26 protein-coding genes and 1 pseudogene are annotated in these 25,132 nt (G+C 66.3%); 21 read left to right on the forward strand and 6 right to left on the reverse strand.

From position 1 onward, the window contains the following. Positions 1–172: 172 nt before the first annotated feature. Positions 173–982: an alpha/beta fold hydrolase gene (locus AB0M82_RS01405; RefSeq protein WP_364716422.1), complete on the forward strand. Its 810-nt coding sequence runs from the start codon at positions 173–175 to the stop codon at positions 980–982. A gap of 266 nt (positions 983–1,248) precedes the next feature. Here AB0M82_RS01405 and AB0M82_RS01410 read toward each other — a convergent pair whose 3' ends face one another. Beyond that, positions 1,249–1,824: a hypothetical protein gene (locus tag AB0M82_RS01410; RefSeq protein ID WP_364716423.1), complete on the reverse strand. Its 576-nt coding sequence runs from the start codon at positions 1,822–1,824 to the stop codon at positions 1,249–1,251. Positions 1,825–2,163: 339 nt separating this feature from the next. Here AB0M82_RS01410 and cutA point away from each other — a divergent pair. Further along, positions 2,164–2,311 (forward strand): annotated as a pseudogene (cutA, locus tag AB0M82_RS01415) (divalent cation tolerance protein CutA); the annotation flags it as partial. 99 nt (positions 2,312–2,410) lie between these two features. Here the strand turns inward: cutA and AB0M82_RS01420 are convergent. Then, positions 2,411–2,986, reverse strand: a complete 576-nt coding sequence (locus AB0M82_RS01420) for an NUDIX hydrolase (protein ID WP_364716425.1) — start codon at positions 2,984–2,986, stop codon at positions 2,411–2,413. Then, positions 2,983–4,383, reverse strand: coding sequence for a helix-turn-helix transcriptional regulator (locus AB0M82_RS01425; protein ID WP_364716428.1), 1,401 nt, complete (start codon positions 4,381–4,383; stop codon positions 2,983–2,985). The genes AB0M82_RS01420 and AB0M82_RS01425 overlap by 4 nt, the downstream gene beginning before the upstream one ends. A gap of 467 nt (positions 4,384–4,850) precedes the next feature. On the opposite strand from AB0M82_RS01425, the gene AB0M82_RS01430 reads away from it, so the two are divergent. The 7 genes from AB0M82_RS01430 to AB0M82_RS01460 all read left to right on the forward strand — a co-directional run bounded on the left by AB0M82_RS01430 (position 4,851) and on the right by AB0M82_RS01460 (position 9,498). After that, complete coding sequence (locus AB0M82_RS01430; RefSeq protein WP_364716430.1) at positions 4,851–5,225, forward strand: hypothetical protein; 375 nt, start codon at positions 4,851–4,853, stop codon at positions 5,223–5,225. A gap of 7 nt (positions 5,226–5,232) precedes the next feature. Beyond that, on the forward strand, positions 5,233–5,631 hold the full coding sequence (locus AB0M82_RS01435) for a hypothetical protein (protein ID WP_364716432.1): 399 nt from the start codon (positions 5,233–5,235) through the stop codon (positions 5,629–5,631). Positions 5,632–6,278: 647 nt separating this feature from the next. Next, positions 6,279–6,512 carry a hypothetical protein gene (locus tag AB0M82_RS01440; RefSeq protein WP_364716434.1) on the forward strand — a complete coding sequence of 78 codons (234 nt, stop codon included), beginning with the start codon at positions 6,279–6,281 and terminating at the stop codon, positions 6,510–6,512. A 155-nt stretch (positions 6,513–6,667) separates the two neighbouring features. Beyond that, a complete protein-coding gene (locus AB0M82_RS01445) occupies positions 6,668–6,895 on the forward strand; it encodes a hypothetical protein (RefSeq protein WP_364716435.1) in 228 nt (75 codons plus the stop codon). 301 nt (positions 6,896–7,196) lie between these two features. After that, positions 7,197–7,334 carry a hypothetical protein gene (locus AB0M82_RS01450; RefSeq protein ID WP_364716436.1) on the forward strand — a complete coding sequence of 46 codons (138 nt, stop codon included), beginning with the start codon at positions 7,197–7,199 and terminating at the stop codon, positions 7,332–7,334. Further along, positions 7,334–8,992 carry an alpha/beta hydrolase gene (locus AB0M82_RS01455; RefSeq protein WP_364716437.1) on the forward strand — a complete coding sequence of 553 codons (1,659 nt, stop codon included), beginning with the start codon at positions 7,334–7,336 and terminating at the stop codon, positions 8,990–8,992. Before AB0M82_RS01450 ends, AB0M82_RS01455 begins: the two co-directional genes overlap by 1 nt. 47 nt (positions 8,993–9,039) lie before the next feature. Next, a complete protein-coding gene (locus AB0M82_RS01460) occupies positions 9,040–9,498 on the forward strand; it encodes a hypothetical protein (RefSeq protein WP_364716440.1) in 459 nt (152 codons plus the stop codon). Between the two features lie 101 nt (positions 9,499–9,599). On the opposite strand, the gene AB0M82_RS01465 is transcribed toward AB0M82_RS01460, so the two are convergent. After that, on the reverse strand, positions 9,600–10,124 hold the full coding sequence (locus AB0M82_RS01465) for a hypothetical protein (RefSeq protein ID WP_364716441.1): 525 nt from the start codon (positions 10,122–10,124) through the stop codon (positions 9,600–9,602). A gap of 618 nt (positions 10,125–10,742) precedes the next feature. On the opposite strand from AB0M82_RS01465, the gene AB0M82_RS01470 reads away from it, so the two are divergent. The 4 genes from AB0M82_RS01470 to AB0M82_RS01485 all read left to right on the forward strand — a co-directional run bounded on the left by AB0M82_RS01470 (position 10,743) and on the right by AB0M82_RS01485 (position 13,678). After that, entirely contained in the window at positions 10,743–11,141 is a 399-nt protein-coding gene (locus AB0M82_RS01470) for a hypothetical protein (RefSeq protein WP_364716442.1), read from the forward strand. Between the two features lie 41 nt (positions 11,142–11,182). Next, complete coding sequence (dprA, locus tag AB0M82_RS01475; RefSeq protein ID WP_364716445.1) at positions 11,183–12,157, forward strand: DNA-processing protein DprA; 975 nt, start codon at positions 11,183–11,185, stop codon at positions 12,155–12,157. Positions 12,158–13,069: 912 nt separating this feature from the next. Next, positions 13,070–13,309, forward strand: coding sequence for a hypothetical protein (locus tag AB0M82_RS01480; RefSeq protein WP_364716447.1), 240 nt, complete (start codon positions 13,070–13,072; stop codon positions 13,307–13,309). Between the two features lie 93 nt (positions 13,310–13,402). Beyond that, entirely contained in the window at positions 13,403–13,678 is a 276-nt protein-coding gene (locus AB0M82_RS01485; protein ID WP_364716449.1) for a hypothetical protein, read from the forward strand. A 248-nt stretch (positions 13,679–13,926) separates the two neighbouring features. Here AB0M82_RS01485 and AB0M82_RS01490 read toward each other — a convergent pair whose 3' ends face one another. Further along, positions 13,927–16,911 (reverse strand): CHAT domain-containing protein, encoded by a 2,985-nt coding sequence (locus AB0M82_RS01490; protein ID WP_364716451.1) that lies wholly within the window; start codon positions 16,909–16,911, stop codon positions 13,927–13,929. 3 nt (positions 16,912–16,914) lie between these two features. Then, positions 16,915–17,286 (reverse strand): hypothetical protein, encoded by a 372-nt coding sequence (locus tag AB0M82_RS01495; protein WP_364716453.1) that lies wholly within the window; start codon positions 17,284–17,286, stop codon positions 16,915–16,917. Positions 17,287–17,549: 263 nt separating this feature from the next. On the opposite strand from AB0M82_RS01495, the gene AB0M82_RS01500 reads away from it, so the two are divergent. The 8 genes from AB0M82_RS01500 (at position 17,550) to AB0M82_RS01535 (ending at position 24,780) form a co-directional block, all read left to right on the forward strand. Then, positions 17,550–17,747, forward strand: a complete 198-nt coding sequence (locus AB0M82_RS01500; protein WP_364716455.1) for a hypothetical protein — start codon at positions 17,550–17,552, stop codon at positions 17,745–17,747. A 263-nt stretch (positions 17,748–18,010) separates the two neighbouring features. Beyond that, positions 18,011–19,015 carry a DUF932 domain-containing protein gene (locus AB0M82_RS01505; protein ID WP_364716457.1) on the forward strand — a complete coding sequence of 335 codons (1,005 nt, stop codon included), beginning with the start codon at positions 18,011–18,013 and terminating at the stop codon, positions 19,013–19,015. Positions 19,016–19,069: 54 nt separating this feature from the next. Then, complete coding sequence (locus tag AB0M82_RS01510) at positions 19,070–19,621, forward strand: hypothetical protein (RefSeq protein WP_364716458.1); 552 nt, start codon at positions 19,070–19,072, stop codon at positions 19,619–19,621. 615 nt (positions 19,622–20,236) lie between these two features. Next, complete coding sequence (locus AB0M82_RS01515) at positions 20,237–20,473, forward strand: hypothetical protein (protein WP_364716461.1); 237 nt, start codon at positions 20,237–20,239, stop codon at positions 20,471–20,473. Positions 20,474–21,126: 653 nt separating this feature from the next. Next, a complete protein-coding gene (locus AB0M82_RS01520; protein WP_364716462.1) occupies positions 21,127–21,477 on the forward strand; it encodes a hypothetical protein in 351 nt (116 codons plus the stop codon). A 144-nt stretch (positions 21,478–21,621) separates the two neighbouring features. Then, complete coding sequence (locus AB0M82_RS01525; RefSeq protein WP_364716464.1) at positions 21,622–22,380, forward strand: hypothetical protein; 759 nt, start codon at positions 21,622–21,624, stop codon at positions 22,378–22,380. 182 nt (positions 22,381–22,562) lie between these two features. Then, positions 22,563–23,186: a hypothetical protein gene (locus tag AB0M82_RS01530; protein ID WP_364716466.1), complete on the forward strand. Its 624-nt coding sequence runs from the start codon at positions 22,563–22,565 to the stop codon at positions 23,184–23,186. Between the two features lie 94 nt (positions 23,187–23,280). Then, on the forward strand, positions 23,281–24,780 hold the full coding sequence (locus AB0M82_RS01535) for an ATP-binding protein (protein ID WP_364716468.1): 1,500 nt from the start codon (positions 23,281–23,283) through the stop codon (positions 24,778–24,780). Positions 24,781–25,132 lie beyond the last annotated feature (352 nt).

The following is a 25,132-nucleotide window of genomic DNA, read 5'->3' on the forward strand; positions in this document are numbered from 1 at the left end:
CACCTGCGGGAATGTGGCGAACTCAGCGGGTCACCAGAGGGATGATCACGGCAGACGGCCGTTCGAAGTCACCAGCACCCGAAAGGAGGCCTCCCTCCCGCAAGAGTCGAACGCCCGCACGCTGAAACCTGACTCCCACGACGGTCAGCGTCCAGATCTCTAGGATCAAGCCATGAGCGCACGCAGCATCGACGTCACCGTCCGGTCGCTAGATGGCCTCAACCTCGTTGGCACGCTGGTCCAGCCGGTCGGCCAAAGCAACCACGCAGTCGTACTCGTGCACGGTGGTGGCGTCACTCGTCATGAGGCGGGCTTCTTCACCCGGTTGGCCGAGGGCGGCGTGGCGTCCCTTCGCTTCGATCTTCCCGGCCACGGCGAGAGCGAAGGCCGTCAAGAGGAGTTGTCCCTCGCCGGGGTCCTGAACGCGATCCGAGCGGCTCGGGCTCACATTTGTCAGGAGGCCGAGGTAGATGCTGCGTCGCTCGTCGCTGCCAGTTTCTCGGGTGGCCTGGCCGCCTACTACGCCGCTCGACGTCAGGCTGACGTCCAGCGGTTGGTTCTGTTCAATCCCTTGTTGGACTACAAGCAGCGATTCGTGGACCAAAAGGACTTCTGGCGAGATGACTTCCTGACCGAAGAGGCTGCTCGCGACTTGGCTGAGCAGGGCTTCTTGCCGCACTCGCCCACCTTCAAGCTGAGCCGGGCCTTACTCAACGAGGTGTTCTGGCTGGATGCCCGGCGTGCACTGGCCGACATCCAAGCACCCACGCTCGTCGTACACGGCACGAAAGACACCTTTATCCCAGTGGAGTCGTCCCGAGACGCGGATCGCTGCCTCACAGCACCTCATCTGTTGCTTGAGATCGAGGGTGCGCAGCATGGCTTTGCTGTGCACGATGACCCGACTTACGCCAATCCGCAGAGCCAGGTCTGGCAGGCCGAGGTCATCGCCGCAGTCCGCGACTGGTTGAGTTTCGGCTGACATCCTCCGCCGGGCTATCTGGCGACAACCTCGCCCAGCTGCACAACGGCTGGACGGTTGCCCCATGGGCGAAGGTACTCCAGTACGCGCACCAGCTCCTGTTTCGTGCGTCGGGAGCTGGTGTTGTCGGCTCGGTTTGATCGTGACCTCGAACAAGCCGTTCGGCAAAGCGCACATGTTCGCGCGAACCTGTGTCAGGTGATGCCGAAACATCACAGGTTCGGGCCGGGACCCGTGGCGGATGTCTGCTGTTGGTGCTGCGTATCTCACGGACCGAGGCATTCGACTTGCCCGCAGACGTGGGCTAGTTTGGCCAGTGTTTCCGCGTAGCGCTCCCTTCTTATCGCTTGCCGAGCACGCGTGCTCTTGCCGGGACCAGCGTATTGTTCAGTGCGGGTTTGCGGGAAATATTCCAAGCTAAGAACGTCCGATTCCAGGCATTCCTTGAGGGCGGGAAGTATTTCCTTTGCGGATTGGACACGGTGTACAGCTTTGACACCCTGCCCGAGCAGTTGATATACGACTGCAAGCCATATAAGTCTATGAAATTGTGCCAGCAAAGGAGGGATACCGTAGCACAGCCAGTATCGGCGCAGTCCTTTAGCGTGGCCGCCAGCGGTTACGGCGGTTTCGAGCAGTACCACCACTTGGCTGAGGTTCACCTCTTGCTCTCTCAGTGGAAGTGAGAACGCTTCCCGAAATAATCTTCCTGCGGTTTCTTCGCTCACCGCAGCGATTTCAAGGACTGCCTGGTCAGCGACCGACCCGTCGAGCAGCGCCTTACGGATGCCGTTGGCGGTTGTCGCGCCTTTGAGTAATGAGACCAACAGTTCGACGCCCATCGGCCCTGCTCCCTTCTGATCCTTTCAATGACTCCACTCGGGCTGGCATCAGGCTCGAACTGAGGCCAACCGACCTGCTTGTCCTCAACGTCACCGCCCGCCAGCGGTTTGTCCGGAGTGGCCCGTCCGGAGCGACCGGTAACACCCTGCAGCACCTGCTGCCCGGCAGGGAAGTTCGCCCCAGAGTACCGGTCGTGCACCGGCTCGTTCAGGCACACCGGTACGCCGCCGACGGCCTTAGCCCGGGTGCGGTCACTGTTCGCGAACACAAGCCTCCCGGCCGAGCAGGGTGCGGTCGGTTCCCGCAGAAAAACGCGATCGAAACTGGCGGACAGAACCATCAAAACGACCGCGGACCGGGTAACGGACCTGACCACAAAGATCAAGGCACTGCACACGTACGACCTGCCCGAAGTCGCGGCGACTCCCGATCGAAGGTGGCAGCGCCGAGCACTTGAACTGGCGGGTCGAGGAGACGCGGAGCTAGCTCGCCGCTCCTGCGACGAGCCGTTCGGTGAGCTGTTGGCGTCTCCCGACGGCCGCCTCATCCTCGGCGAGCCTGGCCAAGATCCACGCCTGCGCACCTTCAGCATGTGGCTCCACCGTTGTAAGGCGTGCGCCCGAACTCCCCGTAGAACGCCTCGCCGTCAACGAGCGCCCGGTGCGCCAACTCGACGCGCCTGGCCATGGACGGTCGCAACCGCAACTTTGCGGCGTCGATCTCAAGGAACTCGAAGCGACCCACCTCGTCGGCCGCCGGCCGGATCGCCTCGGTCTGCTCCGCGCTCAGACTGCCGCCGTCGAAGATGAGCTGGATACTGTCGCGCCACACGCCATGGGTCGGCATCCAGTCCACGAGCAACAGCCGACCGACCACGAGGTCAATGCCCAGCTCTTCGCGCACCTCGCGGTGGCAAGCGGCCAGCGGTGACTCGTCGTCCTCGGTCAGGCCGCCGGGGATCTCCAGGAACGGCTTGTACGTCGGCGAGATGAACAGTACCCGCCCGGCCTCGTCACGGATGAGTACGCCTGCGGCCACGTTCTTGCGGGGCAGCCGAGCCGCAATACCGGGGTTGAATTCAACCTCGGGTTCACTCTCATCGCGCAGATCGTGCGCGAACACCGCGCGCTCGCCGCAGTGGTTGGGCTGCTCGTCACTCAAGGTGCCTCGCTTGGTAGGAGCGCGGTCACCGTGTCGGTCAGCGCGCGGACCGGCTGCAGTTCCTGATGGCCACCCAAGCGAACCAGCAGGTCACGAACAATCCGGTGCGAGCGCTTCGACCCGGTGGCCGCCGCGGCTTCGGCCGCCATGCTGCCATAGTGGGCGCTCTGCTCCACGTCGTGCTCCAGCAGCGCCGCCCGGGCGAGCTGGCCTGCGGCGAACACCTGCCGCCTGACCTGCTGGCCAGCTCCACTCCACAGCGTCTGGAGGTAAGGTTCAGCCGCCTTGCGGTCGCCGAGATCAAGCCAGGCCGAGCTGGCGAAGCTGGCAAAGACCGACTCATCCCAGTGGGTCATCCAGTACGGCATTTCGGCAGCGGTGTGCCGCTCGTACGAGACTTCCGCTCGGCACAGAGCCTGGGTGCTGCCACGAGCGTCGCCGAGCGCGGCACTGGCCGTGGCTTCGAGCATGGCCGCCTCCGTCGAGACGACGGCCAGCGACTGAGACGGCGCGCTCCGTTCGGCTGCCTGGGCCAACGTCAGGGCTTGGTCAGGTCGGGCCAGGTACAACGCCTGGTGGCTCATCGTGCCCAGCACGAACGAGCCGTATGCCTGATTACCGGCTTCCTGGGCGAAGCGCAGGGCCTGGATGAAGTAGTGCTGAGCTCTGCGGTGGAGCTGGGCGTCGTAGGCCATGTAGCCGACGACCTCGCACAACACGGCGGTCGCCTCGAACAGCTCCCGGCGCACGGAGTCAGAGGCCGGACGGTGCAGGAGTGGCAACGCTCGGTCGGTCAGGTACTTTGCGGCCAGTCGCCGGCTGTAGTCCCCGCCGAACTGACGGTCCAGCTGGTCAAGGGATTTGGTGGTGACAATGATTTCATCGATATCGCGCTCGCGGGCGGGCTCGCCTGAGCGCGGCACGTCGTCGATGATCGCACCCGCACGCCAACCGCGAATGGCTTTCGCGGGTAGCTGGCCGGAGAAAGCTGCGACCTCGGGGTCATCAAACCCCTGCCCGTCGACTCCGGCCACGATCGCCAGCGTGGTCAGAGCATCGGTCAGGGACGGTTCGTACTGCGGCGCTGGCACCTTGACCGGCGGCTCAGGCAGCGATGCACGGTCCGTTGTCAGGGTGCCCGGCATGGTGGAGCGGGCGGCCGGAGCTGGCTTCGGTACCTCGCGGTCGGTGCCTTCGGCTAGGAGGTCCTCCAGCTCGTCTGGCGTGACGCCTAGCAGTTTGGCCAACTTCGGCCGCTTGTAAGGCAGCGGCTCGGTCCGCCCGCGCTCCCAGTGGCCCACCGTCGTGGGGTCGAGGTTGAGGGCGTGGGCCAACGACTCCTGGGTGAAGCACGCTTTCTTGCGGGCTCGAATGAAGCCGAATCGTCGTCCGCTCATAATCACCCCTCTGACTACACCCTGCGTTCGCCACATTACCGCAGGTCAGACCCGGCAATGCAAGGCCGGGGCAGATTCCCTCCGGTTCGTGCCCTGGTGGACCCGGCGGGACCGCTCCATGGTCGTCTACGGCACCCCGGCGGCCGATGGATCTTCCTCTCCCTTCCGAGGTCTCGGGCGAACTCCCGCACGCACTATCTCTTGTTCGCCCGCGCTATGTCCCGGTCGTCGGGGTGCCGGTCAACAACCGCGAGCAATGAACGAGGCGATCCGGTGTCCCATCCCGTCGTGCAATCCATGCGCCGATCTGCAGAATGCAGCCTTGAGCCACTTCAGATGTACGCGTTACTGCACGTCTACCTTGTCGTACATCGGCCGTCGACGAAGCACAGCGGCTGCGCGATGTGCAGCCAGCCCTGGCCGTGTGCCAAAGTGCGACAGGCTGCGCGCCTGCGGGACGGCCTCTGATGCCTACCGCAACATTGCTGAGCCCGGGTGACGACGCCACGAGCTGCCTGACCACTCCGCTGGCCTACGGCTACATGCGCGTTCCGGCCGGCCTGCCAGACCGCAAGGTGCGCGGCCTCGAGCAGGCAGTCATCCGGTATGCACACAGCCTGGGGCTGTATTTCGTCCGCTTCTTCTTCGAGTTCCACTGCGGCGCCCGCGACGGCTTCGAAGAACTGATCGCCGAACTGGTCCAGGCGGACGCCCGGCACGTGGTGGTGCCGAGTCTGCGGCACCTGGCCTTGAACACGCTGCTGCAGGACGCAATGTGCGAACGCCTGGCTCTGGACACAGGGGCGCAGGTGCACGCGATGCGCAGCCGGACTGCGGAGTAGCCACCCGATGGACCAGCAAGCAGCTGAACTAGTACGGGCGCTGGCCGGCGTGACCAAACATGTGCCGGAGATCAGTCACGAGCTCCTCACCGGCACCATGGCCTCCGAACGGGAGCGGGCCTTCGCCGGACTCCTGCTGGAGCTGGCGGACGTGCTGACGACCCATGTCGACAACCGGGAGAGACCAGCAGCCCCGCTGACACTGGCGGACCGAGTCAGCATCACCGGCCGACAGCTCATCGCAGTAGCCGTGCGCCTGCGCGCGAGCACAGCGACGTCAGACCAACTCCACGAGACGGCTGGTTTGCTGGTAGCGCTGGCTGAGGTGTTGCGGCTCTACGCCGACAAGCTCCCCTCGCCGCGTCCCGCAGAGATCACCGACCCTCCCGAGCCGCCAGATCGGTGAACGTCGGCGTACTGGTCGTGCTCGCCTGTCTGGCATTGCCGATGGTGTTGGTCGTTACGCAGATCCTCCGCGACGTCCAGCGCAACCGGCAGATACAGCGCAGCCCCAACAGCGTGGCGAGCATCCGGTATCGGGTAGCCCGCGAACACGCCGAGGCTGACGCCGCCAGCGCCCCGACGGAAGTCCTACCGGTCATCCAGCCGATCCCGGCCACAGAACCCACCGAACGCTTGCCGCCCGTGCTTCCACCACGCCCGTACGCCGGTCGGCCCGAGGCGCCGGCCCGTCGCCCACCGAAACCACCGGACCCGGAAGTCATGGCCCGTGTGCTGCACGGTCTGCGCAGCTTGCCTACGCAACCGTCCCGAGCGCCGACGTCGCAGTGGCCAACCCACGACCCGGACAGCACGCAGCCTCCGGTCTGAACAAGGAGGCCAGAACCACCTACACCCTCACTGACGTCACCACCGCGCCAACCCAACACTGACCACGTCTCACACGCCGGAAGAAGCCACAATGCGCTTGCCAATCCACTACCCACACCAAGGCACGAACACCGTCCAGACCCCGCGGCCATCGCCGTCGGCTTGGCGCTCCGCCCGCCCGCCACGTCGGGGTGCGTCAGCTGGCCACCAGCCTCGGCCTCCATGCCCAAGATCTGTCAAGCTGGGAACAGCGAAACGCATTCCGCCAGTCACCGTCGTAGCACGGCTTCTTGGTGCGCCAGCACTTATCTGGCCGATCGCGACACGCTCACCGCCTACCAATGCGCCACGCAAAGGCTGCGCCGCCATGCCATTGACCTGCAGGACGTCGAAGAAGCGCTGCAAGGCACGCTGGCCGGACCTACCGAGTTACCCGACGCAGCAGAGGCATCGTGACGCTGCAGTGCGGCTCCCCAGCCCTCCACGCTTACGACCATCGAGAAGGCGGTCGCTTCCTTCTCTTCCACGTCGAATCGTAGCCATCGATGTCGTCGAGACGCACGACGAGCACGGCTCTGGCCAACAGTCTTTCCAACTCCCAGAAAGGACCCATGGACCCCCAGGCTCCTGACGTCGACCCGCACGATATTTCCGCCGCGATCGCTTCGGCGGCAGGCCGAGCGCGCGCCGCCGCCCAAGCCGGCACCGTGCCACCAGCCTCCGCAGATCAGCTCGCTCAGCTGCTCGACACGATCGCCGCCAGCCTCGACACCGCGCCCACCCAGCCTCCAGAGATCACGCTGGACGATGCCGACGGGACGGCCGAACCGCCGAGCTGAGTATTTCTACTCACCGCGCCTGCGTATCCCCACCTGACCTGTTCTTCATCGACCTCCCGGGCGCCCCGACGCGTTGAAGCAACTCGCTGATGTCCCGTAGTGTGATTCGGCAACTACGGGGAGGGAACACATGGGATTCCGGACGGTGCCTGACGCGCTCCGAGCCGCCGGGCGAGCCATTGCCGACGCGCTTAGCCAGCTGCGCGGCGCCGACTGTGCCCAACCCGTCACCGGCCTAGCCGAAGCCCTCCCCGGCGGCCAAACGGCGCCTGCGGCATCCTCGTTTGGGGCGAGCTGGGGCATGACGTTCCGCGGCTGGTGCACCGAAGCCGAGCGTTACGGCAGCGACCTGAACCTGGCCGCGGATCGCTACGAAACCGGCGACCACGACGCCGCAACCGCGACCGCCGACGCCGGCCGTCTGCACGGGCCGCGCTGATGGTGGCCCTGTCCGACGTCAAACGGTGGAACACCGGACAACTCGACGAGATCTTCCGAACTGTGCAGCAGCGACTCCAGAGCCTCACCCATTCAGGTGACGATTTCGGCAAAGTGATGCCTGTCGAAGGCTGGTCCGGCCCGTCCGCCGACACCGCCGGCTCGGCCCACCACAGCCTCATGTCCAGGATCGACAAGATGGCGGCCGGGGCGAGCATAGTCGCCAAAGCGATCAGCCAGGCCGCCGACGCCATCACCGGCGTCCAGCACGCCATCACCGACGCCGAAGCCCTTGCGAGCAAATACGGCTATCGCATCGCCGAGGACGGCACCGTCACCGACACCTTCCCCGCCGGCCACGCCCCGCCGGACATGCATCCCGAGGACCGCGCCAGAATCCGCACTCAGATCGCCGACGCGGTCACCCAGGCGTTGCGCACCGCCGATGACATCGACGCCGACCTCGCTTCCGTCCTCAAACGTGCCCAGGAAGGCGACTTCGGCACCGGCGACGAAATCACCGTCACCGCCGCGGCCGCCGACGGCGCCCGCGACCCCGGCTTGACTTTGCCCGAGCCCCCACCCACCGCGACACCGTCCCAGACGGCCGCCTGGTGGAACTCGCTGTCCCCCGCCGGCCAGGCGATCCTGCTGCACGACCGGCCCGGCGCGCTCGGCGCCATGGACGGCCTCCCCGCCGACGTCCGAGACAAGGCCAACCGCGTCGTGTTCACCCAGCAGTACGACAACCTCAAACGGCAACGCGACGACTTGCAGCACCAGATGGACGACCTCAATCAAAGCGACCCCACCCAGCAGACCAAGTACTTCGACCTCGAGCGGCAACGCGACAGCCTCAGCGGCAAACTGACCGGGATGGACCAGATCAACGACCGCCTCACCAACCCCCTGCCCGGCCAGCCCCACGCCTACCTGCTCGGCATCAACCCCCAGAACTCCGGGCAGGCCATCATCGCGATCGGCAACCCCGACACCGCCGTCAACGTCGCCACCTACGTCCCCGGCACCACCGCCGGCATCAACGACGGCATGGCCACCGACATCAACCGCTCCGACGCCATGGTCCAAGCCGCCCAGCGCGCGGGGTCACCGTCGACCTCGGTCATCACCTGGGCAGGCTACGACGCCCCGCAAACCCTCGTCGACGCCGCCAGCCCCAGCTACGCCGACCATGCCGAATCCTCCCTCCGACGTTTCCAGGACGGCTTGGGCGTAACCCACCAGCCAGGCGAGGTGAACACAACGATCATCGGGCACAGCTACGGCACCACCGTCGTCGGACAGACCGCCCGAGACCTCGGGCTCCCGGCCGACAATCTCGTCATGGTCGCCAGCCCCGGCGTCGGCGTCCAACACGCCAACGATCTGCGCCTCGACGGCGTCCCGCCCGACCAAGTCGGCCAGCACCTCTACTCCACCAAGGCGCCCACCGATCCAATCCCGGCGCTGACCAACTTCGACAACCCCGCGGCCGACAAGATCGACCCTTTGGGACCCGATCCGACGACAGCATGGTTTGGCGGACAAACATTCCAGTCCGACTCAACCAACCCGCTGAGCTCGCACGGCGACTACTGGCTGCCCCGGTCCGATTCGCTCAGGTCAATGGGAAACGTCATCGCCGGAGGCCGACCGTGAGCAGCAGGATTCGGACAATTATCACGTGCGCCCTCGCAGTCGCTTCGGTGACGGTGCTGCTGTTCACGGTGTCGGCGTGCGGAGAGCAGGGAGACATGGAAAAAACCGCGTCACTCGTCGAGGTTCAGGCCACCGCGGACAAGATGGTCAAGGACGCAGCTAACGCTGTCTTCGCCAGCGGGTTCCACCTGACCGACCAAGGACCTCAGCCACTGCAGTGCAACGACTCCGCCGACAGACCCACCGGCAAAGTGCTGACGAGCGTGAACTACTGGGTCGACGGGATCGACCAGGCAGCCAACGCCATGTACTTCGACAAGCTGAAGACCTGGTTCACGGCCAACGGCTGGCACGTGGAGGCCGACAAACGCCCCCATGACCTCTTCCTCAACGCATCACGAGACGACTACCTCATGAGTCTCGAAGCATCCTCTGCGGGCCGCCTCAACATCGGAGCCAGCACACCGTGCGTGTGGCGAGACGGCATACCACCAGCCAGTCATTAGCACGACATTTACCCAGCCACCATGACTTCGGCCCAACCGAGGAGGTACGCCGGCCGGACCGACCCGCCCACGCACGGCACCCGGCGGGCGCCGCCGCGACGTTACGGGCACCGCGGAACCTGCGGTGTTCCACCACCACCGGGACCGGTGTGCTGCTCGACCTCCCACAGATCCCCGCGGACCCAGCCGTAGGTGCCACCGCGATAGGACCAACCCCACGCGTGCCCGTCGGATGCTCCGCGCGTGCACGACACCCAGAACCCGGCCCCGTAGCCGATCGTGCCCAACACCGGACCATCAACGGGCCGCGACCGAATGCGCGCACCGTTCGCGGTCGCGGTGACCGCGATCCAGCCCTGCGCCGTCGCGGCCGACATCGGCCGCGCGTGAGTCGAGGTCGGCTTGGACCACACGAGGATGCCATCGGGTGAGACCGCCGGTGCGTCCGCGTCGGCCTTGCCCTCGCCGAGTGCGCCCGCGTCCGGCTGGTCGGACGCCACATCGGCGGCAGGCGGGCCTTCGCCTGCGTTGGCCGGTACCGCCGCTGCCATCGTCGCGCTCGCGAGAGCACCGAAGGTCAGCAGTGACGCCGCGATCCGCTTCGCGCACAGAAGACTCGTTGTCATGAAAAGGGACTCCCGTCGACTCTGGCGCGTCGCGGCCGCCCAGAAGAAGAGCTCGTTCGAGCGCGAGGGCAGCGGCTCGTCAACGCACGCATGGAAACCGACGCTCAGTCCAGGCCGTCGCCTCCAGCCTGGAACGTCACCACCCGTCGAAAGCGGCTGGTACATCGGCGGTTGTTGAAGTTTTCGGCTCGGGAGAGGCGCCCTCCCCAGTGCCCCCTCCCGAGCCGGGAACCCGTTTGCCGCCGGGGGTTGAGAGCGGCCCGGGTCCCCAGAAGGGTCCACTGTGGTCGCTCCCTGTGGACCACAGTGGATCACCTTCTGAAACCAGAGTGCCTCAGAAACCAGTAATTCGCCACAAGTGTGGCGGATTTTCTGGTAATAACTTTGAGTGTCATCTTGTGCGCGAAACGCAGCACTCGACGACTACCTCCCCCACCGTGCGACCACGGCTGGGAGTGGCTGCAGCGCAGTGCAGCAGACCCGCGGGTCCGGGGCAAGCCCACAGTCCACGAGGGACACGACCGTCACCCTCCGGGCGGCTTGCCCCAGACCCGCGGGGCCCGCTGGTCAAGGCCGCGTCCACGGCCCACCCGGGCCGCAGGCACCGAGGAGGAATCCGTGTTGAAATACTTCGTCTCCACCCACCGCACCCAAGGCGCACGGGACAACGACTCCCACAGCATTCCGGGTACGGAATTGGTCGATCTTCCCGGCGAATGCCACGACGACCCGGACTCGCCCATCTGCGGCTGCGCCCGCAGCTTCGTCGGCATCACCAGCCGGCAGACCTCGACCACCGCCGAGGTCGTCGAAACCGACATGACAGCCGCGGAGTACGTCGGCCGTTTCCACGCCGGTCTCCTCGCACTCGGCTGGAAAGACAACGCCGACACGCGCAACGGTGTCATCGATGCTGCGGTGGAGTTGCTGCTGCTGGCCGCCATGTGGCCGGTGGGCACCGTCGTCGAACGCCGGGGCCGCGAGATCCGCGTGCGGAGCTTCCCCGACGAATCGTGATCGCCCGCCGCCTGTTCAGCAACTCGTACAAGGGAGTCTTCGTGTCCAGTTCCACCGACGCACGGCGTGCCCGCGCGTTTCTCCAGCACGCCACCGAACCCACCAACCCGATCCTCGCCCGTTACCTCGTCGAGGTCGGGCCCGTCGACGCCGCCCACCACGTCAGCGAACGCACCGCACCCGCCGACGTCCTCACCGAAACCCGCCTCGACGCCAACTGGATGCGCGCCGAGGCCGGCCTTCGCACCGCCGCGGAGCTCGGCGCCCGCTTCGTCATTCCGGAAGATGACGAGTGGCCGGCCGATGTCTTCGGTGGCCTCAGCACCCTGGCCGCCGACGACGGAACCCTCGGCGGGCCACCGCTGGGCCTGTGGATCCAGGGCGAGCCGCGGCTGGACAAGCTGGCGTCCACGCGGTCGGTCGCAATCGTCGGAGCACGGGCCGCTACCGAGTACGGCGAGCACCACGCCGCGGAATTCGCCTACACGCTGGCGTCTCGGAACGTCGCGGTGTGGAGCGGCGCCGCCTACGGCATCGACGGCGCCGCTCACCGCGGAGCACTGGCGACCGATCGCCCAGCCGGCACCGTCGCCGTGTTGCCGTGCGGGATCGACTGCGGCTACCCGGCCGGACACGTGGGTCTGCTCAAGCGGATCGCCACCTCCGGCGCGATCGTGTCCGAGTACCCGCCCGGCATGCCACCCGCGCGCCACCGGTTTCTTCAGCGCCACCGACTTCTCGCCGCGATCACCCGCGCAACGGTCGTGATCGAGGCCGGACAGCGCAGCGGCGCCCGCCACGCCGCGCGCCTCGCCGCCGAGCTCGGCCGACCCGTCCTCGCCATGCCGGGGCCGGTGTCCTCCGCCGTGTCAGCCGGGTGCCACCGGCTGATCCAAGACGGCACAGCCCGCCTGGTCACCTCCGCCGACGACGTCATCACGGTGATCGACGACCCCGAGGAGGTGGACACCGATCCGGAGGCGGCCGTCCCGGCGGAGGTGGCCAGCCGAAGCTAGCGCACGCCCCGACGGCGGCCCAGAACCCGCGCAGACCTGGTGACGCAGACGAGCGTCACCGGCCGCCGTCGGACGCGCGCTCGGGCGGTGGCGGCTCACACCTTCGTGAGCCGCCACCGCCTCCCACGGCCCACCCGCCGGGGAGGCCGATCCGAGGAGCGCCGACTATGACCGCGTACCTGACCCCGGGGGAACTGATGGGATCCCTGCCCGACACCTGCACCGACACCCTGCACGTCATCGCCCTGCCATCCCACGCACGTACCACCACCCGAGGGCGCCTCACCTCGCCAACCGGCGCGGCTTTCCCGGCAACCCGGGTGCGCGGCCTGACCACCCGCGAGATCGCCGAGTACGTACGGGCCGCCCTGCCAGCCGACCGTGACACCGACCTGGTCGTGGTCGTGATCGCCGAGAACCACTCCCGGAACTGGCTGCCGCTGCGCGCCGCGATCGCCGCGCTCGAGACCGACCTGCGCCCCGCCGGGCACACCGTCATCGGCCGCTACTGGGCCCCGCGCACCCGCCCCGGCGCCCCCTGGCGCGACTACCGCCGCCCCACCCACCTCGGCACCGTCATCGCCCCACGTGCCGATCTCGACTTTTCCGAAGCGGTCCAGCTCGCCGGGGACGCCCCGACACCGACCTGGGGCCTGCCCTTCGCCGAGCCCGGCGAAACTCTGCCGGCCCATGTCGGCCGATTCGCGCGCCGGATCCTGTCGACGCTGGTGCACCGCGGCGACGAGGCCAAGCGGCTCATCAACCACGCCACCATCCACGCCAGCCGCGGCGAGCTCGTGGACGACGTCGCGGCGTTCGCGGTGACGACCGCGCTGAACAACAACGCCGTCTACGGGGCCGCTGTTCCTGCTCCCGACCAAACTCGACCCGCAGCGAGTCGAGCAGCTGTGGATGGCCCTCTACCGCGGCAGTCCCGAACCCCGGACTCGTGCGCGCCTGGCCACCCTGATCGCTGCCAGCACCCTCAGCCGCCGCGCCGACCACAGCCTCACCGCCCGCGCCTTGGCCCACGCCCACGACGCCCTGGGCGCCACCGCCGTCGGCGTGCTGTTCCAGCAGCACGCTCGGGCCGACGTCGTCGAGCACGAATTGGACCTCATCGCCGCCCAGGTCTGCGCCACCCGCTGGTAGCCCACGTCCCCGACAACCAACTCGGCCGCGGCGTCCCGGGCATCGTTGCGCGCTCCGGGGCGCCACGGCCCCGCCTCTCACGGAGGTCATCTCGTGCACCACGTGATCCAATGGTCTGGTGGCATCGGGTCCTGGGCCGCCACCGAACTCGTCCGCCGCGAACACTCCGACGACCCGATCAACCTGCTCTTCTCAGACGTACTGATCGAGGACAGCGACCTCTACCGTTTCAACGCCGACGCCTCCGCGCGGCTCGGGATCCCGATTACCCGGGTCTGCGTCGGCCGGACCCCGTTCGAACTGTTCACGCAGCGCAGCTACCTCGGGAACGCCCGGATTGCCCCATGCTCGCAACTGCTGAAACAGTAGCCCTGTCGACGATGGCTGACCGAGCACACCGACCCGGCCAAGACCGTCCTCTACGTCGGACTCGAGCCCGGCGAGCAACGCCGGGCCCCCGCAGTCACCGCCCGGTGGCGCCCGTGGCGCGTCCAGTACCCGCTGATACAGCACCCGGCCTCACCAAGATCAATTTGCTAGCCTGGTGCCGCGATATCGGACTGGAAGCCGCCGCGCGGCTGTATCGCCTTGGGTCCAGCCACAACAATTTTACTGGACTACCGCGCTCTCTGCCTCAGCACAATTTCGGACGACGCATTGGAAGCGATCGTTTCACCCAGGGCGACCCGTGACGGACCCAGGTGCGTTTGCGCAGCCCACAGGTAAGGCATATTCGGATACCTGCTGCGCAGGTTCAACGTAGCCTGATGTAACGCAAAAGCCGGATCCGAATTACCGTCCTTTAATTTTCCGTAAAACAGTTTGGCGAATATTGGCGCCACTTGGTCGTCGATGGGCCACATCGTACCGATAACATGACGGTATCCACAAACCTGAAAGGCCGATGCAATATGGATTGCCTCATCTGCCAGCCTTGGGGCTGTATGCTGCGTAGAGCATCCTGAAAGAACGACCAACTGAGCACCATCGATGTGCAATTTGCAGATATCTCGCACCGAGAAGAGCCCGTCCCAAAGCGCAAGCCCACTATTTACAGGGTGGTCCACATCACTTATTGCATGACTGGCGAAGTGTGCATACGGCCGACTGGGCAGGGAATCTCGAAGGGCCGCTCTCGTCGCTTCCCTGCCCGACAAAATGGCAGCTTTAGGGAAGAGGTCTGATAGAAGGTGTATCTCCCTAGCTACGCCCGGCAGTTCGGCGAAATCTGGGGTAGAAGGCAGTCCGACAAGCAGAGGAGCCGTTTCGTCACCGAATTCCGGCAGACTTATCCTTGATTCCGCCAGGATAAGCGCACGTATTGTCGTTGTATATGACGATACAACTCTGTCAATCACAGCGGAAGGGGGATCAACTCCCTGCTGACTTTCACGTCCAGCCGCGTGAATTGGCAGCAAGGAAAGCAGTCCGGTCGGACACCAGAATATTCTCGGCCAAGAGTCGCCGTCATCTGGAGAGTCCGTATAACACAGATAGTTTAGCACCGGCTCCGCTAATGACTGCCACAGCCATTCGAGAGTATCCGAGATAGTCTGCTGGCGTGTAATTCTTTCCTCGAAAGCGCCGATGTGCGCATTCGGGTCGGTCGCGCCCAGGAATTCAGCAGCTCGCGTATTCACCGCGTCCACCGTCAGGTCGGGCAGTTCTAGCAAGTGCAGATCACCGCGATGTAGAATAAGTGCGTCGCAGCGGTAGCGGCTGACGTTAACCACAACTACCGGCTGATGCAGTCCGGCGCTGCGGATTTGGTCGATCGCTAGCGGTTGCAGAACCTGCGCCGCCTCAGGAACGCGCCGAGCATCTTCAATCAGTTCCTCGAGGCGCTCTGCGGCACGATGGCGAGAATCTGAAGCTTGTCCTTGGACAACTTGTGGTGGCCATTCGGATTGGCCGTCTACGTCCTCACCGAGAGTAGTCCAGTCAACGGATACCTCACGTACCTTTTCTTCGAACTCTATCGCCAGTTCGGGAGCTGCCATTCGCAGTGACTCGAAGTCTGGTCTCAGCTCAAGTATTCTGCTAAATAATACGCTGCGACCGCTTTCGAGGAGCTCTAACGCTTCGTCGACCCGACCGCGCATGAGTTGGACTGCGGCGGCATCGGAGGCCAACCCAAGAAAGTCAGCCAGCTGTCGCTCTCTATCAATGAGATCAATATTCCAAGAAGCTAGCTTCGGCAGCAGACGTACAGCGAGATTAAGCGAGGCGCTGCCTCGTTCAATCTCACCGCGGTCAATAGCCGCATGTCCGGCGCGTTGCGCCGCCTCGATCCGCGATCGAGTCGGTGCATTGCCAACTTTTGAGGCTTTCTCCCATGCGTCCAGCGCGTCTTCGAGCGCCGTAGGCTGGTGACGTGTTGCGGCAACTCCCCAGAGCGTCGTGCCCAGGATCGCAAGCGAACTCGCTTGCTCCGGTCGCCCTGGCTGGCTGGCCTCAACCGCAGCACGCAGGACTTGTACAGCTTCAGATAGCGCTCCACTGTCTCCAGTAACTTGCGCCCTCAGCCGCAAGGCATTACCAAGGGCCGCAAGGCTGATCGACTTATAAGTATGAGCCTCAGGAGCGGCAGTAACTGCGTCCCGGAGTACCGACACCGCTTCCGATAGAGACAGGCGGTCTCCGGTAAGCTCTATGCGCACCCTGAGGGAGTCGCCAAGTTTCGCCAAATATAGGGCCTTATCAGCGGAGTCGACGGAAGCAATCTGCAGCACCTCACGATAGAGCGCGATAGCCTCGTCGAGCGCACTAACATCACCAGAATTCTCGGCCTTTACTCGCAATGCCTCAGCAAGGCCAAATTGCGATTGAGCACGATGCTCTTGGACGCTTGATTGCGCCGAAGAACCTTTGGCTCGATGATATGCCTTGTTACGAGCAAATGCAATTCGGTCGGCAGTATTACGATTTCTCTGCTGCGGGACCGGCCTGGACTTGCTAACCAAAGCTGCTCGTACGTTTTCGTATACGGTTGCCATATTCAGGACGGGAGGCCCATCATCAACGCCGCTTTCGAGCACGTTGATTAGTTCGCCGGTAAATGCAGTGTATCTCTCTCCGGGCGGAGCCAAAGCTTTCTTCGTCTCCGCGGCGGCCGTAAATATGTAAGTGCCCTCTATCTCGGCCTCCTGCGCGAAGTCTTCGCCTCCGGCCAAGCCCCCGATCGCCCTGCCACTGTAACAGCAATCGAGTATAACAACTTTTCTTGTAGCCCTGCTTGCCAACACCGGGTCACGTATCCACTCGAACGGCAACACCGTATGTCGGGCGTTTATGCGTGAATTAACAACCGCCAACCCGAGTTCTAGTGTTTTAGACGCCGTCAATCCGTGACCAGCGTAGTAGAAGATCAACGTGTCCGTCGCGGCAGTAGCCGCGTCTTCGAGCATAGTAGCGGCTGATTCTGCACGATCGGGTTGCAACCAGACGGTACAGTTGGCTTCTGGCAGTCCCCAAATGGTCGGATCGGTCAATAACTGACGAAGCCGTTCGACGTTGTCTGCCACTGAAGGAATGTCCTCCAGGTGGTCGTAGTGATGAGTACCCAGAAGGACAGCACGTGACCGCGTCGGATCGGCTAACATGAATCAAGACTCCAGTCGGTTTTCCCTTATCGATGACATCTCCGCCAGGAGCTTTTTCGCTCGTTCTACAGTTTCAGGCTCATCGTTTTCTACTGTTATTTTAACCCCGTCAATCTCGATACAGACAGGCCTCGGTTTTGTTCGTGTTGAACGCCAATTCGCCACTGCAACCACCAGGCCAGCAATGTTGAACCCCGAGGAAACAACGAGGCTTATTAACTCAAGCTCACCCGCCATATCGCCAGAGACCGGTGCCGCTGCCACGGGAGTTACACTTGAACCTGACCGGATATCATGGTCATCCAACAACCATTCGTAAAGTGAGTGAAGCGACTCCTGGACATCGTCTTCGACGATGCTGAGCTTGATCTCCACCGTTGCCCCCTCGTCAATAAGGTCGACCTTAACCTATAATCGCATAGCTTACACGTCGTGTTACCGCGCATCCGTGGCAACTATATCGTGACAAAGTACCGAAACCTCATGCCTCTTGGTTAGTGACTACCGATAAGCAACGTCAATTTTGCCGAGGGCTGACGGTCGTGAACCTTTCCCCGACAACTTCCTCTGTGTTAACAACTCACGCAGAGAACAACGCAAGCGCTTAACTGAAACCGCGCGTCTTCAACCATCTCCCGGTGGCGATCCTGAAACGCCGCCACCACGGCCAGGCTCGACCGCTTCCGCTGCGTGACCTGGATACCGGCTCGGTGGCCGCATCGGCCCTCACCGAGCTGGACATCGGGTACGTCCTGCGCCTGCTCGGCCTCGGCGAGCGACCTGAAGATCGTCGACGCCGTCTCCAAGTGGGATCGCCTGCAACGGCGCGAGATTAGGTCGGGTGACGTCCCGGCCTTGTGCCCCGGTGGATCGGCGGTTCCGAGGTGTCGGGCGTCCGGCCATCGCGGTGTGACCGGGCCGAGGGAACCAGGCCCGCGCCGGCGGTGCACGACCACCAGTCCGCACCGCGGGGCTCGTTCCGCGGTTCGGGGCCTGTGCACCGCCGGCACTCGGCCTGGTGAGCCGTGGCCGTCCACCCGCGAGCCCGCCCCACCCATGGGCAACCGCTCGCACCGCGCCACACCGAAAGGCGATCGTTGTGTCGAAGGAAACCAGTAAGTGGCTCAACACCAACGTTCTCATCGGATTCACCGACAAACGCGGCCACGCCTGGCACTACCGCGCCGAAGACCAAGGCATCGAACCGAACCACTACCCCGGTCCGATCCCCATCACCGAGGTCAAACGACGCCTGTTCGACTGGACCGCCCAGCCGGCCCGGGTGTTCGTCGAAGACGGCTTCGGGCTCCGCCTCGCCGAGCACCACTTGGGCGTCACCGCCTCCGACACCGGCGACCTTCTCGCCATCCACACCGACGAATACGGCATCCACCAGTACGGCACCTGGCTGCTGGACAACGTCGCCGCCCTGCTTGACGACGGCCTGGCCATCGGCTCTGCCGGCCTGGTGCGCGAACGCAAGCAAGCTTGGGTCAGCGTCGAAGTTCCCGACAACATCGTCACGCCCGAAGGCGTGGAGTTCCGGCCCAACCTGCTGGCCTGCTCCAGCCACGACGCCAGCCTGAAAACCCGCTACAAGCGCGTCGCCACCAACGTCGTCTGCGACAACACCATGAACATCGGCCTGCGCGAAGACGGCCAGGACATTGCCATCGTCCACAAGCGCAACTGCACCCTTCAGCTGCTCACCGCCCGCGAAGCCCTACAGATCGTGCACACCGTCGCCGACGACTTCGCCGTCGAAGTCAGGAAACTGTGCCAGACCACCGTCACCGACCGCGCCTGGAAAGCGTTCCTCGACGCTCACACCCCGATCCCCGCCGAGCCGGGCCGGGCACGCACCAACGCCGCCAGCAAGCGATCCGCACTGACCCGGCTGTGGACCAGCGACAGCCGTGTCAGCCCGTGGAAGAACACCGGGTGGGGTGTCGTGCAGGCGGTCAACACCCACCTGCACCACGAAGCCGTCATCCGCGGCGCCACCCGCGCCGAACGGAACATGACCCGGGTGATGACCGGTGAGCTGGCCAAGCACGACCGCGCCGCCGCCGCGACCCTGCGCAAGGTCCTCGCCGCCGTCTGAGCACCCCGGTCCCGCCGTCGCTCGCTCTTTCTGCTCACGAGAGGACGAGTCGCCATGAGTACCAGCACCATCCTGCCAGTCGCGTGCGGCACCGGCGGCTGCACGAACACAGGGCACGGCATCTCCATCGCGGTGTCCCGTCCGAGCGTCTACCGCTGCCTCGCCTGCCTTGACGCCCTCGCCCCTCGTTGGGTCCCAGGAGTCACCGACACCCGCGTCTACGCCGACCGGAACACCGAACTTGGGCACCTCGACGCGTCGGCGCTGCGGGAGCAGGCCGCGCCGGCGCTGTCCGCGATCGGTGCGGCGCGGGATGCGCTCACAATGCTGGCCGACCTCGTCGGTCCGGCGCTGGCCCGCGACGCGGTCACCGCGATCGTCAACGCCAGAGACCGCATCATCGACTGGTCGGTCACCAACTGGTGGGCCGCCTACCGCTATCCGAACACCACCCCGCACCGCACCGGCCCGCGCGGCTTACCGGTTCGATCACGTCTGGCAGGTCCGCGTCGACGGCCACGCCCTCGGCGCGGTCGGTCGCATCGCCACCGGCTTGTTCGACCGCTACGAGTCTCGCAACCTCACTGGATCCGTCCTGCATCCTAACCTGCCCGATGACGAGCAGCCCAGCTACGACTCCGTTCACGCCGTCGCCGCCGACCTCATCGCATGGGCGGCCGATCGCGAATCTGCGACCGATGCCGTGGCTCCCGGCCACGCGTGACCTCGCGGGGCGGCGTGCGGCCTCGATCACGCGACCAGGGCCCGCGACACCGGTCAAGGCCCAGCCGGCGACGTCGACCGTGCCGCCCGCAGAACGGGGCCTTGACCGGTGCCACCGCGGCCCTGGATGTCCCGGGCCCGTCCACACACCGCCCGTCGGGCGAGGCCACCTGAATGAACCGGGAATCCCCGAGTTCGGCACGCCTTCCCCCAGGCGAGCCGAAGCCCGGTTCCGGGCTGGCCGGGTCAGCGCACGCGCCGCGCAGACCCGGCCAGCCCCCATCCCTCACAACCTGTGCTCGGAGGTCCGACCATGCCCCACCCAGCTGAACTGACCGCCACCGAACGGGAGGTTCGGCTCCCGCACGTTCCCCTGACACAAGCGATACCGCAGTCGTGTCTTCCGCCGCCGTGCGGACCACGGCGACGAGACGGCGCTGTGCACACTCCGACCGCCCGCCGCTCAGGCAGGCGGGAGCCCACTTGGGGAGAACGACGATGATCGACCCTACCGACCCGACGGTCGCACGGACTTACCTCGACGACCCCGATTTGGCGCTCGTCATCGACGACGCAGATGTCGGCGCGGACGCCAAGACTGTGATCGGCGAACTTCTCACCCGCAACCCAGCGGACGCCGCGTTGATCGTGTGGGGCGCGCGGATGTTGTCCGATGCCAGCGCCGGGAGCGCCGCGGAATGCCTCGCGAGGTCGATGACCTGGTACTACGGCTGACCCGACCGCACGTCAGTCAGGTAGCCTGAGTGTCACGGAACGGGATGATTCGATAACGGCGTACTGGATGCGGCATCAAGGCGGAGCGATGAGGGAGCTGGGCAGGCGGATGCGGGCGGCGCGCGAGGCCGCCGATGTCAGCCTGTCGTCCATGGCTGCACAGACCCACCCCGGTCGACACGCTCTACGGCTCGCCGCTGGAGCCGCTGCGGACCCTCCGGGGACGCCCGCGACGACCTGCCGGGCGAGGCCGAGCGGGACCGGGTCACAGCGCTGCTGGACCATCCGCGATCCGTCGACCAGACCGCGCTTGATACGCTCGCCGACGTCCTCGCTGTCGTACGCCGGATCGAAGACGACGCCGGCGCCGAGCACGTCATCCCGCTGGTCGATGCTCAGGACAGCTGGTCGAGCAGTTCGCCGAGGACGCACGATCCAGCGTCCGGCCCGTCGCGGTCGGGCTGCTGTCGGAGCTGGAGCAGTACCGCGGCTGGCTGGCCATCCCGGGCCGGCAGTGGACACCAGCCGGAGCGCGCCTCGACCGCGCGGCCGTCCTGGCACTGGAGGCCGACGACCCGCTGCGGCTGTCCACCGCGCTCTCGTTCTCGGCCTACTGAGCGATCCGGCGCCGCAACTTCCGTACCGCCGACGCGTTGTCCGACGCCGCTCAACGCGACACGCGCGTCCATCTCGGCTTGCGCACCTACGAGACCTTTCAGCGCGCCGAGATCCTCGCCCGCCTCCGCGAGCCCGCCGAAGCGCTGCGGCTGCTGTCGGCCACCGACAGCATGATCGAGCATCTACCGCCCGCTGACGAGCTCCCGCCCTCGGGCTACTGGTACACCGCACCGTTCTTCCTCGGCCAGCGCGCGTTCGTCCTCCGCGCCCTCGGCCATCACACCGCCGCCGGGCAGGCCGCCCGCGACTGCCTGGCCGAGATGCCGCCTGCCTGGACGTCGTCGGAGTGGGCGTCCCGCCGTCGCGAGCTCGCCGAGCTGACCTGAGCGCCGACCAACAATTCCCAATAGGACAGTCTGCCCGTGGGCTGCCGGCGTCTCGTCTCCGTCCCAAAGCGGGTGTACGGTGGAGACAACCAGGTCTTGGTGTGGCCTCCCCATGCATCGAGTGGCATGAGGACGGTGGTCACGATGACGCTGCTGCGGCAGAACCGCGAACTGAAACGGCTGGGAATCTGGAACTGGTCCCTGCCCGCCTTCGCCGGGAAACTACCGGACGGCCGTAACTACAACGCCTGCCCCTCGGCCGGGGTGTGCGCGCAAGCCTGTTATGCCCGCAACGGCACGTACCTCTTTCCTCAGGTGAAAGCACGGCATCAGGAAAACCTGCGCTGGACCTTGGACGACCTGCCCGGCTGGCAGCAAGCGATGCTGGATGAGTTGTCGCACAAGCGATTCATCGACGCGTGGGTGAGAATCCATGACAGCGGTGACTTCTACTCCCGCGCCTACCTCACGGCGTGGCTGGAGATCGTGCGCGCCCGGCAAAGCACTCGCTTCTACGCCTATACCAAGGAAGTGGCGGCGTTCCGGGAGCTGGTCGAGCCGAACCCGCCGCGGAACTTCTGGTGGGTCTACTCCTACGGCGGCACTCAGGACTCCACATTGGACCCGACCGTGGACCGCGTCGCCGACGTCTTCCCCGACGAACAGTCCATCACCACCGAGGGCTGGCACTCGCAAGAAGAGTCCGACCTGCTGGCCGTTCTCGGACCGACGCCTGTCGGGATCCCGGCGAACAACATCGCCCACTTCAAGGCCCGCCAAGCCGGCCGCCGGTGGAGCCGCTGGCAAGCCGGCGTCGACGCCGGCCGCGCCCGCCGAACCGGCGCCCCGTCAACCGCGCCGGCCGGCGATGAACGGTCGGGCACGTCCGGAGGCCCACGGTAGCGCTGCCCGGGGCCACGGCGGCCGCCTGATGCCCAGCGGGTGCGGGTGAGGCGGCGCGCCGCCGTGGTCCCGATCCGCGCTGTCGCCGGCTCCATGACCTGCCACCCGGGCGCCGGCCCGCCGCGATCGCGGCACCGGGCAACCGGATCTGCACAATTCGCGATCGAAAGGAAGACCAGGAGATGTCGAACGAGTTGGTGCCGTATCTGCGCGCGGTCGCGGAGGTGCTCGGCGAGCCGTGGCGTGCCGCCACCTCGCGACGCGTCGGCGAGGACGCCGCGCTCATCGGCCCGGACGGCGGGTGGATCAGCGTGACCATCTCCTCAGGCGCGGCGGGGGACCGCCTGGTCCTGGAGGCCTGGCTGGACTCCGAGCTCAGTCCTCATCAGCCCGCGGGAACGGTCCGGCCGTCGGTGACCGTGGCGCGTGCCCGGGCCGCCGACGCGGTCGGCAAAGACCTGGCCCGGCGTCTGATCCCGAACGTGGTCGAGCTGATCGACGCCGCCCGAGACCTCGCGCACCGGCGTGCGTGCGACGCCGCCGACCTCTCCGCCGCCCTGGCCGCGGTCGGCGCAGGCTTTGGCACTGCCCCGGCGGCAGGGGCGAACACCGTGTCGGTCGGCGCCTACGGTCAGCCGCTGTTCGCCACCGCGCAGGTGCTGCAGCCGTTCTGGCGCGGCCGCCAGCGCCGGGTCCGCTTCAACATCGACGCCAGCCTCGATCACGCCGTCGCTCTGGCCGCGCTCGTCGGTGAACGCGCCGCAGCCGAACGGACCGCGCCCGCCGGTTCTGGCGCTGACCACTGACCTTCTCCATCACCGTTCACTCAGGCGACATGCCCCGACACCGGTGGCTTCTCCGGCGCCGGTGTCCCTTTTTCCGTCTCGGAAGGACGATGTCATGGACGCTCTTACCCGTGTGGTCACCCTCGGCGACTCCCAGGCCCGGATCGTCGACATCCGCGCCGACCTCGGCGTCGGTGACGCCGAATTGCGCGTGCACGGACTGAACTCGACGGTCTCGCGAGAGACCCGCGACCGGGTACGCGCGGCCATCCGCAACAGCGGTCTGTCATGGCCGGACGGCGTCGTGCACCTCACCGCCTCCACCGCACACCCGCGCTCCGACGTCGATCTCGCCGCCGCGGCGGCGGCTCTGCTGGTCACCGGGGCCGTGCCGGTCCGACGGCTGACCGCGACCGCCCTGATCGGCGAACTCGGCCTCGACGGCACGGTCCGACCGGTCCCCGACCTGCGGTCGCGCGCGATCGCGGCCGCCGACACCGGGTTCACCCACCTGGTCGTGCCCGCCGCCAACGTCGCCGAGGCCAGCGACGTCCCCGGCCTCTCTATCATTCCCGTCGCATGCCTGGATGACCTGGTCAGCTGGCTGCGGGGCGGACCCACTCCTGCACTGCGGCCCCGATCGGGCGAAGAAGAGTCGTCTACCCCGCCTTGGGCTCGCGAAGCCTGGGCCCAGCTGGCGCCCACGGCGGTCCGGGCCGCCGCAGTCGCGGCCGCTGGCGGCCACCACACCCTGCACGTCGCCGCTCCCGGCACCCCGGTCCTCCTACTGCCGCGGTTGATCCGGACGCTGATGGCCGACCTCACTGACACCGCGGCGCTCGAGGTCAGCACGTGGCACTTCCTGGCCGGCGAACCCTTGCCTGACAACGCAGCGCCCACACGGCCACCCGGCGCTTCCCTGCACCCCGGCGACACGGTCGCCGCGGTAGCCGGATCCCTCAGCAGGCCGGGATTGCTGACACTCGCCCACCACGGCGTCCTGACCGTCGAGGACGTCCCCGAATTTTCCGCCCGTACCATCGAGGCGCTGCGTCCCGCGCTGGAGAACGGCACGATCGGCATCACCGCCGCGGCAGGTGCCGAATCCCGCCCGGCCGGGGCACGCATGGTGTTCACCGCCCGGGACTGCCTCTGCCGCTGCGTACGGACCGAGGACTGCCGCTGCACGCCGCAGCAGCGTGCGCGCTACCTCGCCCGGATCCCGCTGTGGTTGCTCGACCGCACCGACCTGTTCCTCCGGCAGGTCACTGTCGCCGAACCCGATCCGTCGCTGCCCTCACTGGAATCGCTGCGGGACACCGTCGCCCGAGCCCGGCAACGCGCGCACTACAGGTGGGGTGCCGCACCGGAACCCGGCGCCGAGATCAGCTACACCAAAGCCGTCGCCGACCTTCCCGCCACCGCAGTGCGGGAGCTGGACGACGCGATCCGAGCAGGCCGGATTTCGACCCGCACCGCTACCCAGTGCCTCCGGCTGGCCTGGACACGTGCCGACCTGGACGACCGGCGGCACCCGGACATCGCCGACATCTGGCTGACGCTCTCACACCGCACCGGAATGCTGGGCATGCTGCGGAATCCGGCTCCAAGGTAAGCCGAAGGCAGGAAATGAGAAGGAAAGCGAACTGCGGCATTGAGCGGCTTGCTGCGGGCAAAGAGTTGATAAAGGTGTTGCTGCGCTGAGAAAAGCGGGTGCGGGTGTTCCGTTCGGGCCGACGCACTCTAGCGGAGCCTGGCGTCGGCGAAAGCCCGACCGACCACGATCTCGGCTGCGGCCGTGGAGTCGGGGGCTGGCTTGCCGCCGACGCGGGCGGCTCCGCTCGGGCGAGTGCGTCCCGACCGGGACACCCGCACTCCGCTCATTCTCCACCGCGACGCGGTGATGGAGAACGCGGTGGTGCGGGGTTCGTGGCCAGTCACCGGCTCTTCTCCGGTGACCGGCCGGC

The sequence above is a fragment of the Amycolatopsis sp. NPDC051128 genome (assembly GCF_040682715.1).
Taxonomy (GTDB): domain Bacteria; phylum Actinomycetota; class Actinomycetes; order Mycobacteriales; family Pseudonocardiaceae; genus Amycolatopsis.